At 66.9% G+C, this 14628-nt stretch carries 12 protein-coding genes; 10 read left to right on the forward strand and 2 right to left on the reverse strand.

Annotated features, from left to right (window positions below; genetic code table 11):
* Window position 1: 1 nt before the first annotated feature.
* The gene (gene acnD / locus ACSFCA_RS32830) at window positions 2-2626 is read left to right on the forward strand and encodes a Fe/S-dependent 2-methylisocitrate dehydratase AcnD (protein ID WP_435462458.1); all 2625 of its coding nucleotides are present in this window, start codon (window positions 2-4) and stop codon (window positions 2624-2626) included.
* A gap of 23 nt (window positions 2627-2649) precedes the next feature.
* Window positions 2650-3843 (forward strand): 2-methylaconitate cis-trans isomerase PrpF, encoded by a 1194-nt coding sequence (gene prpF / locus ACSFCA_RS32835; RefSeq protein ID WP_435462457.1) that lies wholly within the window; start codon window positions 2650-2652, stop codon window positions 3841-3843.
* 34 nt (window positions 3844-3877) lie between these two features.
* Here the strand turns inward: prpF and ACSFCA_RS32840 are convergent, their stop codons facing one another.
* Complete coding sequence (locus ACSFCA_RS32840; RefSeq protein ID WP_093058789.1) at window positions 3878-4759, reverse strand: LysR family transcriptional regulator; 882 nt, start codon at window positions 4757-4759, stop codon at window positions 3878-3880.
* A 106-nt stretch (window positions 4760-4865) separates the two neighbouring features.
* On the opposite strand from ACSFCA_RS32840, the gene metE reads away from it, so the two are divergent.
* Complete coding sequence (gene metE / locus ACSFCA_RS32845; RefSeq protein WP_435462456.1) at window positions 4866-7157, forward strand: 5-methyltetrahydropteroyltriglutamate--homocysteine S-methyltransferase; 2292 nt, start codon at window positions 4866-4868, stop codon at window positions 7155-7157.
* 27 nt (window positions 7158-7184) lie between these two features.
* On the opposite strand, the gene ACSFCA_RS32850 is transcribed toward metE, so the two are convergent.
* Window positions 7185-7937, reverse strand: a complete 753-nt coding sequence (locus ACSFCA_RS32850) for an IclR family transcriptional regulator (protein WP_093058820.1) — start codon at window positions 7935-7937, stop codon at window positions 7185-7187.
* 170 nt (window positions 7938-8107) lie between these two features.
* Between ACSFCA_RS32850 and ACSFCA_RS32855 the strand changes: the two genes are divergently transcribed.
* The 7 genes from ACSFCA_RS32855 to ACSFCA_RS32885 all read left to right on the forward strand — a co-directional run bounded on the left by ACSFCA_RS32855 (window position 8108) and on the right by ACSFCA_RS32885 (window position 14611).
* Window positions 8108-9094 carry a Bug family tripartite tricarboxylate transporter substrate binding protein gene (locus ACSFCA_RS32855; protein ID WP_435462455.1) on the forward strand — a complete coding sequence of 329 codons (987 nt, stop codon included), beginning with the start codon at window positions 8108-8110 and terminating at the stop codon, window positions 9092-9094.
* 38 nt (window positions 9095-9132) lie between these two features.
* The gene (locus ACSFCA_RS32860) at window positions 9133-9822 is read left to right on the forward strand and encodes an RraA family protein (RefSeq protein ID WP_435462454.1); all 690 of its coding nucleotides are present in this window, start codon (window positions 9133-9135) and stop codon (window positions 9820-9822) included.
* Window positions 9819-10745 carry an NAD(P)-dependent oxidoreductase gene (locus ACSFCA_RS32865; protein WP_435462453.1) on the forward strand — a complete coding sequence of 309 codons (927 nt, stop codon included), beginning with the start codon at window positions 9819-9821 and terminating at the stop codon, window positions 10743-10745. Before ACSFCA_RS32860 ends, ACSFCA_RS32865 begins: the two co-directional genes overlap by 4 nt.
* 62 nt (window positions 10746-10807) lie before the next feature.
* Complete coding sequence (locus ACSFCA_RS32870; protein ID WP_435462452.1) at window positions 10808-11794, forward strand: Bug family tripartite tricarboxylate transporter substrate binding protein; 987 nt, start codon at window positions 10808-10810, stop codon at window positions 11792-11794.
* A gap of 23 nt (window positions 11795-11817) precedes the next feature.
* A complete protein-coding gene (locus ACSFCA_RS32875; RefSeq protein ID WP_435462451.1) occupies window positions 11818-12774 on the forward strand; it encodes a Bug family tripartite tricarboxylate transporter substrate binding protein in 957 nt (318 codons plus the stop codon).
* 8 nt (window positions 12775-12782) lie between these two features.
* Window positions 12783-13673, forward strand: a complete 891-nt coding sequence (locus ACSFCA_RS32880) for an amidohydrolase family protein (protein ID WP_435462450.1) — start codon at window positions 12783-12785, stop codon at window positions 13671-13673.
* Window positions 13674-13690: 17 nt separating this feature from the next.
* A complete protein-coding gene (locus ACSFCA_RS32885; protein ID WP_435462449.1) occupies window positions 13691-14611 on the forward strand; it encodes an SMP-30/gluconolactonase/LRE family protein in 921 nt (306 codons plus the stop codon).
* Window positions 14612-14628: the final 17 nt, after the last annotated feature.

Here is a 14628-nt window from a genome sequence, read left to right on the forward strand (position 1 = left end):
GATGAATCCACGACACAGAAAACGACTCCCCGGCACCACGCTGGACTACATCGATGCCCGCGCCGCGGTCGATGCGCTGCGCCCCGGCGCCTGGGACACCCTGCCCTACACCGCGCGCGTGCATGCCGAGAACCTGGTGCGCCGCTGCGACACATCCATCCTGGACGAATGCCTGCTGCAGCTCATCGAGCGCCGGCGCGATCGCGACTTTCCGTGGTTTCCCGTGCGCGTGGTGTGCCACGACATCCTGGGCCAGACCGCGCTGGTGGATCTGGCCGGTTTGCGCGACGCAATCGCAGCCGAGGGCGGCGACCCCGCGCAGGTGAACCCGGTGGTGCCAGTGCAGCTGATCGTGGATCACTCGCTGGCCGTGGAGTGCGGCGGATTCGATCCGAACGCCTTCGAGAAAAACCGGCAGATCGAAGACCGCCGCAACGAAGACCGCTTCCATTTCATCGACTGGACGAAGCGCGCCTTTGCCAACATGGAAGTGATTCCGGCGGGCAACGGCATCATGCATCAGATCAATCTGGAGAAGATGTCGCCGGTGGTCTACGTGCAGGACGGCCTGGCCTTCCCGGACACATGCGTGGGCACCGACAGCCACACGCCGCACGTCGATGCACTGGGCGTGATCGCGGTGGGCGTCGGCGGCCTGGAAGCCGAGAACGTGATGCTGGGCCGTGCCTCGTGGATGCGCCTGCCTGACATCGTCGGCGTGGAGCTGACAGGCCAGCGCCAGCCGGGCATCACCGCGACCGACATCGTGCTGGCGCTCACCGAGTTCCTGCGCAAGGAAAAAGTGGTCGGCGCGTACCTGGAGTTCTTCGGCGAGGGCACGCACGGCCTGACCATTGGCGACCGCGCCACCATCTCCAACATGTGCCCCGAGTACGGCGCCACGGCCGCGCTCTTCTACATCGACGACCAGACGCTCACCTACCTGCGGCTCACCGGCCGCGAGGACGCACAGGTCGCGCTGGTCGAAACGTATGCGAAGACGGCCGGCTTCTGGGGCGATGCGCTGAAGACCGCCAGCTACGAACGCGTGCTGAAGTTCGACCTGTCGAGCGTGGTGCGCAACATGGCCGGCCCCTCCAACCCGCACCGCCGGCTGCCGACCTCGCAGCTGGCCGAGCGCAACATCGCCGTCGGTCTTGCAGAGGCCAGGCGGCAGGAAGCAGCGGGCCTGATGCCCGACGGCGCCGTGATCATCGCGGCCATCACGTCGTGCACCAACACCTCGAACCCCCGCAACGTGATCGCGGCCGCGCTGCTGGCGCGCAATGCCAACCGGCTAGGGCTCAAGCGCAAGCCGTGGGTCAAGTCATCGCTGGCGCCGGGCTCGAAGGCGGTGGAGCTCTACCTGCGCGACGCCGGCCTGCTGCCCGAGCTGGAGCAACTCGGCTTCGGCATCGTCGCCTTTGCCTGCACCACCTGCAACGGCATGTCGGGCGCGCTGGACCCGAAGATCCAGCAGGAGATCATCGAGCGCGACCTGTACGCCACCGCGGTGCTCTCGGGCAACCGCAACTTCGACGGCCGCATCCATCCGTATGCGAAGCAGGCCTTTCTCGCATCGCCGCCGCTGGTCGTGGCCTACGCGATCGCGGGCACCATGCGCTTCGACATCGAGCGCGACATCCTGGATATCGTCGATGGCAAGGAGATCCGGCTCAACGACCTCTGGCCGAGCGACGAGGAAATCGACTCGATCGTCGCGGCCTCCGTCAGGCCAGAGATGTTCCGCAAGGTCTACGAGCCCATGTTCGCGATCCACGCGGACAGCGGCGAAAAGGTGAGCCCGCAATACGACTGGCGACCGCAGTCCACCTACATCCGCCGCCCGCCTTATTGGGACAGCGAGGGCGTGGGCGCGCTCGCGGCCAATCCGCGCACGCTGCGCGGCATGCGGCCGCTGGCGCTGCTGCCGGACAACATCACGACCGACCACCTGTCGCCTTCCAACGCGATCCTGCTGGACAGCGCCGCCGGCGAGTACCTGGCGAAGATGGGTCTTCCGGAAGAAGACTTCAACTCCTACGCCACGCACCGCGGCGACCACCTGACGGCCATGCGCGCCACCTTCGCCAACCCGCAACTCGTCAACGAGATGGCGGTGGTCGACGGCGTGCAGAAGAAGGGGTCGCTCGCGCGCATCGAGCCTGAAGGCAAGGTCGTGCGCATGTGGGAGGCGATCGAGACGTACCTGAACCGCAGGCAGCCGCTGATCATCGTGGCCGGCGCCGACTATGGCCAAGGCTCGTCGCGCGACTGGGCCGCCAAGGGCGTGCGCCTGGCCGGCGTGGAAACCGTCGTGGCCGAGGGCTTCGAGCGCATCCACCGCACCAACCTGCTCGGCATGGGCGTGCTGCCGCTGGAGTTCAAGCCCGGCACCACGCGGCTCACGCTGGGCCTGGACGGCACCGAAACCTACGACGTGATCGGCAAGCCCGCACCGCGCGCCGACCTCACGCTGGTCGTCCACCACAGGAGCGGCGACACGCTGCAGGTTCCGGTGACCTGCCGGCTGGACACCGCCGAGGAAGTGTCGATCTACGAAGCAGGCGGCGTGCTGCAGCGCTTTGCACAAGACTTCCTGGCCGAGAACAAGTCGGCAGCCTGAAGACAACCACCACTCCATTTGCCATGGCATCCGTTCCCCAGATCAAGATTCCCGCCGTCTACATGCGCGGCGGCACCAGCAAGGGCGTGTTCTTTCGCCTGCAGGACCTGCCCGCGGCGGCGCGCCAGCCCGGGCCGGCGCGCGATGCGCTGCTGCTGCGAGTGATCGGCAGCCCCGACCCCTACGCCAAGCAGATCGACGGCATGGGCGCGGCCACCTCCTCCACCTCGAAGACCGTGATCCTGTCGCGCTCCACGCGGCCGGACCACGACGTCGACTACCTGTTCGGCCAGGTCTCCATCGACAGCGCCTTCGTCGACTGGTCGGGCAACTGCGGCAACCTGTCGGCGGCGGTCGGTCCGTTCGCGATTGCGCAGGGCCTGATCGACCGGGCGCGCGTGCCGCAGAACGGCATGTGCACCGTGCGCATCTGGCAGGCCAACATCGGCAAGACCATCGTCGCCCACGTGCCCATCGCCCAAGGCGAGGTGCAGGAAACCGGCGACTTCGAACTCGACGGCGTGACCTTTCCCGCAGCCGAGGTGCCGCTGGAATTCATCGACCCGGCCGACGAGGGAGACGGCGATGGCGGCGGCGCGATGTTCCCGACCGGCAAGGTGCTCGAAGACCTCGAGGTGCCCGGCGTGGGCACGCTGAAAGCAACGCTGATCAACGCGGGCATTCCGACCATCTTCGTCAACGCCGCAGACATCGGCTACACCGGCACCGAACTGCAGGACGCCATCAACAGCGACGCGAAGGCACTGGCAATGTTCGAGACGATCCGCGCGCATGGCGCGGTAAAGATGGGCCTCATCAAGGACATCGGCGAGGCCGCCAGGCGCCAGCACACGCCCAAGGTGGCCTTCGTCGCAGCGCCCAGGGACTACACGGCTTCCAGCGGCAAGGCCGTGAAGGCGGCGGACGTGGACCTGCTCGTGCGTGCGCTGTCGATGGGCAAGCTGCACCACGCCATGATGGGCACGGCCGCGGTCGCCATCGGCACCGCAGCGGCGATCCCCGGCACGTTGGTGAACCTCGCGGCCGGCGGTGGCGAGCGCCAGGCGGTGCGCTTCGGCCACCCGTCCGGCACGCTGCGCGTCGGTGCCGAGGCCCACAAGGTCGCTGGCGAATGGGTGGTGACCAAAGCCCTGATGAGCCGGAGCGCCCGCGTGTTGATGGAAGGCTGGGTGCGCGTGCCCGGCGACAGTTTCTGATCGGCAAGCCGGAGTGGGACGCGCTGGAGAAGCGCTACACCTGACGCGCCAGCTCGACAAAGGCCTTCAGGTAATCGACGTCGGTGTCCGCTTCCCGCGCGCCAAGAAAGATCTGCTTGGCGATGCCGCGCGAGCCCAGCCGGACCGGGACGATTTCCATCTTCTCCGCGTATTCCTCCACCAGCCAGCGAGGCAGCGCGGCCACGCCACGGCCGCTCGCCACCATCTGCAACATGATGTCCGTCGTCTCGATTGCCTTGTGGCGCTTGGGCGTCACGCCCGCGGGCATCAGGAACATGTTGTAGATGTCCAGCCGGTCCGTCGCCACCGGGTAGGTGACGAGCACCTCCTCGGTCAGTTGCGCGGGCTTGACGTAGGGCACGTTCGCCAGGCGGTGGCCGCGCGCGACCGCGAGCACCTGCTCGTAGTCGAACACGGGCTCGTAGTGCAGGCCCGGCTTGTAGAGCGGATCGGGCGTCACCAGCAGGTCGATCTCGTAGCCGAAGAGCGCGCCGATGCCGCCGAACTGGAATTTCTGCTTCACATCCACATCCACGTCGGGCCATGACGCCAGGTACGGCGACACCACCTTCAGCAACCACTGGTAGCAGGGATGGCATTCCATGCCGATGCGCAGCGACCCGCGCTCGCCCTGGGCGAACTGGCGCAGGCGTTCCTCCGCCAGCGTGAGCTGCGGCAGCACGCGGTTGGCAACCGCCAGCAGGTACTGGCCCGCCTGCGTCAGCCGCAGGCTGCGTCCTTCGCGCTGCCAGATCTCCGTTCCGAGCTGGATCTCGAGCTTGCGGATGGAATGGCTCAAGGCCGATTGCGTCAGGTGAAGCACCTCGGCGGCGGCCGTGAGCGAGCCTTGCTTGTCCACCTCCTGGACGATGGCGAGATGCGTGCGCTCCAACATGACTAATGAGCAGTATTCATGGATACGTGAAATAAGACCATTTTACTTCAAGAGTCGGCAAACCTACGATCCCCACTTTCTCTGACTGCCGGACGTTCCGATACCCATGACCACCACCCACAACCTTGGCTTTCCCCGCATCGGCGCCAGGCGCGAATTGAAGTTCGCGCTCGAGTCGTACTGGAAGGGAGAGTCCTCGCGCGACGCGCTCAAGGCGCTCGGCGCCGAGCTGCGCCAACGCCACTGGCAAGACCAGGCCGGAATCGATCTGGTCCCGGTGGGCGACTTCGCGTTCTACGACCAGGTGCTGGACATGAGCTTCACGCTGGGCAACCTGCCCGAGCGCGTGCGCGGCTTCCACGGCGATGCCCTGGACAACTACTTCCGCGTGGCGCGCGGCCGCTCGGCGCAGTCCGCCGAAGACCACGCGGGCTGCTGCGGCGGCGTGGCCGCCGGCGAAATGACGAAGTGGTTCGACACCAACTACCACTACATCGTCCCCGAGTTCACGTCGGCAACCGAGTTCAGGCTCGACGCATCGCGCATCCTGGAGCAGCTCGCCGAAGCGAAGGCGCAGGGCGTGAAGGCCAAGCCCGTGCTGGTGGGCCCCGTGACGTACCTGTCCATCGGCAAGGCCAAGGACGACTCCGACAAGCTCGCGCTGCTGCCGCGCCTGCTGCCCGTGTACGCGGAACTGCTCGACGCGCTGGCGGCCCAGGGCGTCGAGTGGGTGCAGATCGACGAGCCCCTGCTCGTCACCGAGCTGGACGCCGACTGGCAACATGCCTTCAACACGGCCTACCACCATCTCAAGGCCGCCAAGGTCAAGATCCTGCTCGCGACCTATTTCGGCCAGCTGCAGGAGAACAAGTACCTGGCCGCCAACCTTCCGGTTGCGGGCCTGCACGTCGACGCCATCAACGGCCGCGACGACGTGGTGCCTCTGCTGAGCATGCTGCCCGCGCACAAGGTGTTGTCGCTCGGGGTCATCAACGGCCGCAACATCTGGAAGAGCGACCTGGCCGCCGTCCTCGACTGGCTCGAGCCGCTGGCGCAGCGCCTGGGCGACCGCCTCTGGATCGCACCGTCGTGCTCGCTGCTGCACGTGCCGGTGGATCTGGCCAGCGAGCAGAAGCTCGATGCCGAGGTCAAGTGGTGGCTCGCCTACGCACTCCAGAAGCTCGAGGAGCTGAGAGTGCTGGCCGCCGCCTTGCGCCACGGCCGCGATGCCGTAAAGGATGAGCTGGCAGCCAATCAAGCCGCCATTTCCGCCCGCCGCAACTCGCCGCGCGTGAACAACCCCGGCGTCAAGGCCGCTATCGCCAGGCTGAACGCGGCCTTGGGCCAGCGCAAGAGCGTCTACGCCCAGCGCGCGCCCAAGCAAGCCGCTCTGCTGAAGCTGCCGGCCTACCCGACCACCACCATCGGCTCATTCCCGCAGACTGCGGAAATCCGCCATGCGCGCAGTGAGTTCAAGGCGGGTCGCCTCGATGCAGCAGGCTACAAGGCCGCGATGCAGGCCGAAATCGGCCGCAGCGTGAAGGAACAGGAAGTCCTGGGCCTGGACGTGCTGGTGCACGGCGAAGCCGAACGCAACGACATGGTCGAGTACTTCGGCGAGCAACTCGACGGCTACGCCTTCAGCCAGTTCGGCTGGGTGCAGTCGTACGGTTCGCGCTGCGTGAAGCCGCCGATTCTGTTCGGCGACATCAGCCGTCCGAAGGCGATGACCGTGGAGTGGATCAAGTACGCGCAGTCGCTCACGCAAAAGCCGATGAAGGGCATGCTGACCGGTCCGGTCACCATCCTGAACTGGTCTTTCGTACGTGACGACCAGCCGCGCTCGGTGTCGTGCCACCAGCTTGCGCTGGCCATACGCGAAGAAGTGCTTGACCTGGAAAAGGCCGGCGTGCGCGTGATCCAGATCGACGAGGCGGCGCTGCGCGAAGGTCTTCCGCTGCGCAAGTCGCAGTGGCAGGAGTACCTGGACTGGGCTGTCGAATCTTTCCGCATCACGGCCAACGGCGTGCGCGACGAGACGCAGATCCACACGCACATGTGCTACTCGGAGTTCAACGACATCATCGCGTCGATCGCCGACATGGATGCCGACGTCATCACCATCGAGACCTCGCGTTCGGACATGGAGCTGCTCGATGCCTTCGACAACTTCAAGTACCCCAACGAGATCGGCCCCGGCGTGTACGACATCCACTCGCCGAACATTCCGAGCCAGGAGCACATCGTGCAGCTGATGAGGAAGGCGGCGGAGCGCGTTCCTGCCGAACGCCTGTGGGTCAACCCCGACTGCGGCCTGAAGACGCGCCAGTGGGCGGAAGTGGTGCCGGCGCTGACCAACATGGTGGCGGCCGCCAAGACGCTGCGCGCATTGGCCTGAGCTCAGCGCGGACTCCACCGGCCCCTTCTAGGGATGCCAGGTGGAGACCACGGCCGGAGTCTGCGCAGTGGGCCGGCCGGCCAACGCATAGGAGAGTTCGTTCGCGGCCTTCATGATCGTCTTCGCGTGGCCGAGCAGCTTTGCCTTGGGCAGCCGGTCCGCGGGGCCCGAGATGCACACCGAACCCAGCAGCGCCCAGCGCAGGCCGAAGACCGGCGCCGACACGGTCGCCACGTTCTTCTCGCGCTCGCCGATGGAGAAGTGATAGCCCTTCTTGCGGATGTCTTCATATAGCTTTCCGGGCTCGCCGGAGAACGCAAGAATCACCCGCCCCGGTGACCCTTTTTCCAGCGGCAGCATCGCGCCCATGCGCGCGTGATGCCGGATGGGCTGCGGCCCTTCCACGCGCGCCAGGCAAGTCCTGGAATTTCCTTCGCGCACATAGAACGCCGCGCTCTCGCCCGTTGCATGCGACAGGGCGAGCAGCATCGGCTCCACCACATTGTTGGCATCGAAGCTGGCTTGGTAGCGGGCTCCGAGCCAGCCTGCCGCGGGCCCCAGCCGCCATTCGCCGTCGTCGCGCTGCACCACGTAGCCGGCAAGCGCCAGCGTGCGCAGCAGCCGCAGCGCGGTTGTCTTGTGCATGTGGCTGCGGCGGGTCAGCTCAGCCAGCGAGAGGCGCTCGTCCTGCATGCCGAAGGCATCGAGCAGCTGCAGGGCACGGGTGACGGCGGTTACGCCGCCAGTGGCGCCTTCGTCCACTTCACGCGGCTCTTCGATGACTTCGGTCGGCCTCTTAGTCGCCGGCAATTTGTTTCGCACAGTGGTCCATGGTCCGTTCAGTGGACCACCATTGTATGGAGCGGAACGCAAATCTAAAGTCACTTCATGCCTGAGAGCACCACCGCTCGCAGGCACTGATTGATCGAACGATTCCGGAGACAAGACAAATGCGTACCTCGAGCCCCAGCTCCATTCCTCGCCGCGCGGCCATCGGCCTCGCCCTTCTGTTTTCTTGCGGCGTGACGCTGGCGCAAGGCTATCCGGCGCGACCCATCCGCCTCGTCGTGCCGTTCCCACCGGGCGGCGGCACGGACATCATTGCCCGCGAGGTGGCAAACAAGGTCGCGACCTCGGAGGGCTGGACCATCGTCATCGACAACAAGCCCGGCTCTGGCGGCAACATCGGTGTCGACGCGGCGGCCAAGGCCAACCCCGACGGCTACACGCTGGTGCTGGGACAGACCAGCAACCTCGCGATCAATCCGACGCTCTACGCCAAGCTGCCCTACGACCCGGTGAAGGACCTCGCCGCGGTGGGCCTCGTCGCCTCCGCGCCGCTGGTGCTGGTGGTCTCCGCCTCGTCGCCCTACAAGAAGCTCGCGGACGTGGTCGCCGCAGCCAAGGCCAAGCCCACCGCACTCAACTACGCGAGCTCGGGCAACGGCACAGTGGCCCATCTCGCCACCGAGCAGTTCCAGAAGGCCGCGGGCGTGCAGTTCACGCATGTTCCCTACAAGGGCGCATCGCAAGGCCTGACCGACCTGGTCGGCGGCCAGATCCAGATGTACATCTCGTCCGTGCCGACCCTGATCGCGCAGATCAAGAGCGGCCAGTTGCGCGCGCTGGCCGTGACCTCGCTGCAACGCAACCGCGACTTGCCTGACGTGCCCACCATGGCCGAGTCGGGCTACAAGGATTTCGAGGCCGTCACCTGGTTCGGCGTGGCAGGCCCCGCGGCCATGCCGAAGGATGCGGTCACCAAGCTCAACGCAGCTTTCAACAAGGCGCTCGCCACGCCCGAAGTGCAGAAGAAGCTCGCGGCGCAAGGCGCGGAGGTGATGTCCGGTCCGCCCGAGAAGTTCGCATCGCTGATTCGCACGGACGGCGTTCGCTGGGGCGCCGTCGTCAAGGTTTCGGGCATCAAGCTGGATTGAGCGCCCTTCTTTATTCCATCACTTCTGAAAGCACCCTCATGTCATCGCCCCTCCCCGACATCGTCCGCAACTTCGAGCGCGTACCCGCGCACATCGTGGCGCAGGCCGCCGAATTCCAGCCGGCCATCCTGGCCGACGTGGCCGGGCGCCGCGGCGCGGTGGACGGCCGCATCAAGGCACTGCGCCCCCGCATGAAGCTGGCCGGCACCGCAATCACCGTGGAGGTGCGCCCCGGCGACAACCTGATGATCCATGCCGCCATTGCCATGGCGAAGCCCGGCGACGTGCTCGTCATCGACGGCAAGGGAGACCAGACCTGCGCGCTCATGGGCACGATCATGATGACCGCCTGCAAGCAGGTCGGCATTGCCGGCGTGGTCATCGACGGGGCCTGCCGCGACAGCAACGAGATCGACGAGATGGACTTTCCGGTGTTCTCGGTCGGCACCAATCCGAACGGGCCGACCAAGAACATCGGCGGACGCATCGGCCATCCGGTGTCGATCGGCGGCGTCACGGTGCATCCGGGCGACTTCATCGCCGGTGACGGCGACGGCGTGGTCGTGGTGGAGCGCGAAAAAATCGAGTCGCTGCTGCCTCTCGCTGCGAAGAAAGTGAAGGACGAGGCCGCGCGCATCGCCGCCATCAAGGGCGGGGACACCGCCGCCAAGTGGCTCGATGCAGCGCTGCGCACGGCCGGTGTGCTGAAGGAGGGCGAGACGCTGTGAGAGCCATCCTGGTAACGGGCGCCGACCTCGCGCCGCAGGCACTCGACCTCCTCGAGGGATACGAAGTCATCTACGCGGGCAAGACGCCGACCGAGGACGACCTCGTGGCGCTGTGCCGCGCGCATGACCCCGTGGCCATCATCGTGCGTTACGGCAAGGTGGGCCCGACAGTCATGAACGCGGCCCCTTCGCTCAAGGTGATCTCCAAGCACGGCAGCGGCACGGACACGATCGACAAGGCGGCCGCACAGGCACGCGGCATCGAAGTGGTCGCGGCCGTGGGCGCCAATGCCGCGGCGGTGGCCGAGCAGGCGCTCGCGCTGCTCCTGGCCTGCGCCAAGTCGGTGGTGGCGCTGGACGCGCGCATGCATGCCGGCCACTGGGACAAGGCAACGCACAAGAGCCTCGAGCTCGGCGGCCGCACCATCGGCCTCATCGGGCTCGGCGCCATCGGGCTGCGTTTCGCGCGCATGGCCGATGCGCTGGGCATGCGCGTGCTTGGGTTCGATCCGTACGCCAAGAACCTTCCGGCGTACGTACAAGCCGTGGACCTGGCGACCATCTGGGCCGAATCGGATGCCATCTCTCTGCACTGCCCGTTGACGGACGACAACCGCGGGCTGCTCAACGCCGAGACACTGGCGCGCTGCAAGCGCGGCGTGATCGTCATCAACACGGCACGCGGCGGCCTGATCGAAGAGGCTGCGCTGCTGGCGGCGGTCCGCTCGGGCCAGGTGGCCATGGCCGGGCTGGACAGCTTCGCGGTCGAGCCGATGGCGCCCGGCCATCCGTTCCAGGGCGAGAAGAACTTCGTGCTGAGCCCCCACATCGGCGGCGTGACCAGCGATGCCTACGTGAACATGGGTGTGGGTGCGGCGAAGAATCTGCTGCAGGTGCTCGCCCGCCAGACGACGAGCGCCTGAGAGCCTGAGGCTCGGGGCTGCAGGGCAGCCTGCATCATCCGGACCAGAACAAGGAGACAAGAATGAACAGAGGCAAGAACGCCCGCCGCACGATGGCCATGCTCGGGCTGATTGGGCTTCAGGCCGCGCTGGCAACAGCGCATGCGCAGACCTGGCCAGCCAAGCCGGTGCGCATCCTCGTCGGCTTTTCCGCAGGCGGCCCCACCGATGTGGTGGCGCGCGCCTTTGCCGACCATGCATCGCGCGCCCTGGGCCAGCCCTTCATCGTGGACAACAAGCCCGGCGCCAACACGATCCTCGCGGCCGAAGCAGTCGCTGCCGCGCCGGCCGACGGCTACACGCTGCTGCTGGGCGCGACGAATCACACGATGATCCCCGCTCTCTACAGCCAGCGGGTCAAGTTCGACGCCGTGCGGTCGTTCGCTCCGGTGTGCTCGCTCGCCGTGAGCCCGACGGTGCTGGTCGTCGGGCCATCGATGCCCGTCAAGTCGTTCGACGCGTTCCTGCAGGCGGTGAAGGCCGAACCGGGCAAGCGCACCTATGCCACGCCGGGTTCGGGCAGCTCGGGACATTTCGCGAGTGCGCAGTTCACGCGGCTGACAGGCACGTCGATGAACCACATTCCGTACAAGGGCGCGGCGCAGGCGACGACCGATCTCATGGGAGGCCAGGTCGACAGCTCTTTCGCCACGCTGGGCTCGGTGCTCACACAGGTGCAGTCGGGCAAGCTGACGGCCCTGGCCGTGGCGGCACCGAAGCGATCGGCACTGCTGCCGGACGTGCCGACTTTCGAGGAGGTGGGCGTCAAGGGCTACACGGCTGACGCGTGGTACGGCCTGCTTGCGCCCGCCAAAACGCCGCCGGAAGTCCTGGCCGTGCTGCGCCGCGCAGCCACCGAGTTTGCGCAAGCGCCGGCCACGCAAGAGAAGCTGCGCTCGCTCGGCATGGAAGCACAGAACACCTGCGCCGATGCCTTCGGCGCGCAACTGGCGCGCGAGGTCAGGCTCTACGGCGAGCTGGCCCGAACGCTCGACCTCAAGACCGAATGACTGCACACCCCAAGGAATCCATGATGAAGGCCATCCAACGCATGCTCGCCGCATGCCTCTTCACTGCTGCCGTGTCCGCACAGGCGGCCTTTCCGGACCGCCCCATCACGCTCGTCGTGCCGTATGCGCCGGGTGGCTCCGCGGACGCGCTGGCGCGCGTGCTGGCGGTGCGCATGGGCGAGAAGCTGGGCACCAGCGTGATCGTCGACAACAGGCCCGGCGCCAGCGGAACCATCGGCGCGAGCTTTGCCGCCAAGGCCGCGCCCGACGGCTACACGGTGCTCTACGACGCCACGCCGTACTCGATCAATCCACATCTCTTTCCCCGCATGCCGTACGCCGGCAATGCCCTGCAGCCGCTGGCGCTCGTCTCGCTGGCGCCCAACATCGTGATCGTCCGCGCGGAGTCGCCGGTGAAGAGCATCAAGGACCTCGCGGACAGGGCGAAGGCCGAACCCGGAAAGCTCAACTTCGCGTCGGGCGGAAGCGGCACCGTGCAGCGGCTTGCGGCGGAACTGCTGCGCCAGCGGCTCGGGCTCGACATGGTGCATGTCGGCTACAAGAGCGGCGGCCCCGCCATCTCCGACGTCATGGGCGGCCAGGTCGACTTCATGTTCAGCACCATCGCGGCGTCGTATCCGCTCGTGTCTTCCGGCAAGCTGCGCGCGCTGGCGGTGTCGTCGCCGCAGCGCTCTGCGCGCCTGCCCGATGTGCCGACCATCGCCGAAACCGTTGCGCCCGGCTACGAGGCCTACGAGTGGAACGGCCTGCTCCTGCCGGCCGGCACGCCCGCGCCCATCGCCGACAAGCTCCACAAGGCGGTGGTCGATGTCCTGAAGAATGACGAAGTGAAGCGGCGCTTCGTGGATGTGGGCGTGCAGCCGGTCGGCTCGACGCCATCCGAGTTCGCCGACTTCCTGAAGAAGGAAGACGCGAAATGGGCGGAAGTGATCCGCAAGGGCAACATCAAGCTCGACTGAAGACAGCCATGAACCCAGCCCCCAACGCACAGCCGGTGCCCCATTCGGTGGGGACGAACCGGCCCGCGGCTGCACTGCCCGCCGACGCCTGCGACAGCCACATGCACATCTTCGACCCGCGCTTCGCCGCGTCGCCGCACTGGAAGCGCCAGCCGCCGCGCGCCGAGGTGGCAGCCTATCGCTTGCTCCAGCAGCGGCTCGGAACCTCGCGCACGGTGGTCGTCAATCCCTCGACCTACGGCACGGACAACGCCTGCACGCTCGACGCGCTCGCGCAACTGGGCGAGCGTGCGCGCGGCATCGCAGTCGTCGGCCAGGACGTGGCCGACGACGAACTCGACCGCCTGGCGGCACAACGCATCTGCGGCTTGCGCGTGAACTTCGTGACGCCGCAGTCCTGGGGCCTCACCACGCCGCAGATGCTGACGACGCTGGCACGCAAGGTGGCCCGGCTGGGCTGGCACATCCAGGTCTTCCTGCAACCCGAACAACTGGTGGAGCTCGCGCCGATATTGGCGGCACTCCCGGTACCGCTGGTGATAGACCACATGGCCCGCATCGACCCGGCCGACGGCGTCGATGGCGCGGCGTTTGCGGTGGCGCGACGGCTGCTCGACGGCGGCAATACGTGGATGAAGCTGTCGGGCGTCTACATGCGATCGCGCGACGGAGCGCCCGCCTACCAGGATGCCTTCGCGCTGGGCCGTGCGCTGGTCAAGGCAGCACCGGAACGGCTGGTCTGGGGCAGCGACTGGCCTCACACCACGGAGACTCCAGGGACCGTCAACGACGCCGACCTGGCAAACGTGCTGTCGGCATGGTGCGATGGCGCCACCGCCGTGCGCGACCGCATCCTGGTCGACAACCCGGCGAGGCTCTATGGCTTCGCGATGACCTGATCGCAGAGGAGACCGACTTGTACCTGCTTCAAGCGCCCCAGGTGCTGGACCTGCAGACCTTCACCAGCATGCCCGAGTCCTTTCGCCGCCCGGAGCCCAGCGTCTGGGCCGATGCCAATCGCGGCGGGCAGGTGACCGACTCCTTCCTCGAAGGCCCTGTGTTCGACGACGACGGCAACCTCTACGTCACGGACATCCCTTTCGGCCGGATCTTCCGCATCGACGCATCGGGCGAATGGACACTGATCGCCGAATACGACGGCGAGCCGAACGGCATGAAGTTCATCGACGCACACACCCTGCTCGTCACCGACTACAAGAACGGCCTGATGCGGGTGGATGTGCGAACCGGCCGCATCACGCCGCACCTTCAGCGGCGCAACACCGAGAGCTTCAAGGGCGTGAACGACCTGGTGCTCGATGCGCGAGGCAACGTGTATTTCACGGACCAGGGCCAGAGCGGCTTGCACGACCCATCGGGTCGCCTGTATCGCCTGAGGCCCGACGGGCAGCTCGACCTGCTGCTGTCCAACGTGCCCAGCCCGAATGGCGTCGCCCTCTCGCCGGACGGCAAGGTGCTCTATCTCGCGGTGACGCGCGGCAACTGCGTCTGGCGCGTGCCCTTGCTGGCCGACGGGAGCGTTGCCAAGGTGAGCCAGTTCTTCACGTCCTACGGGCCCAGCGGCCCTGATGGGCTTGCGGTCGACACGCAGGGGCGAGTGCTGGTGGCCAACCCCGGCCTGGGCTATGTCTGGGTGCTCAACGCGCGCGCCGAACCCGTCATGGTGCTGCGCGGGCCCACCGGTGCGTCGACGACGAACATTGCCTTCGGTGGCCCTGGCAGGTCGACCTTGTTCGTCACCGACTCCACGCACGGCAACGTGCTGAAGCTGGCACTCGACGCTCCTGGCGTGGAACTTCATCGCTGGTCGTCCTAGCCCCGCGGCGGGCTTTT

Origin of the sequence: Variovorax multivorans (genome assembly GCF_051216835.1) — a bacterium.
Classification (GTDB): Bacteria; Pseudomonadota; Gammaproteobacteria; order Burkholderiales; family Burkholderiaceae_C; genus Variovorax.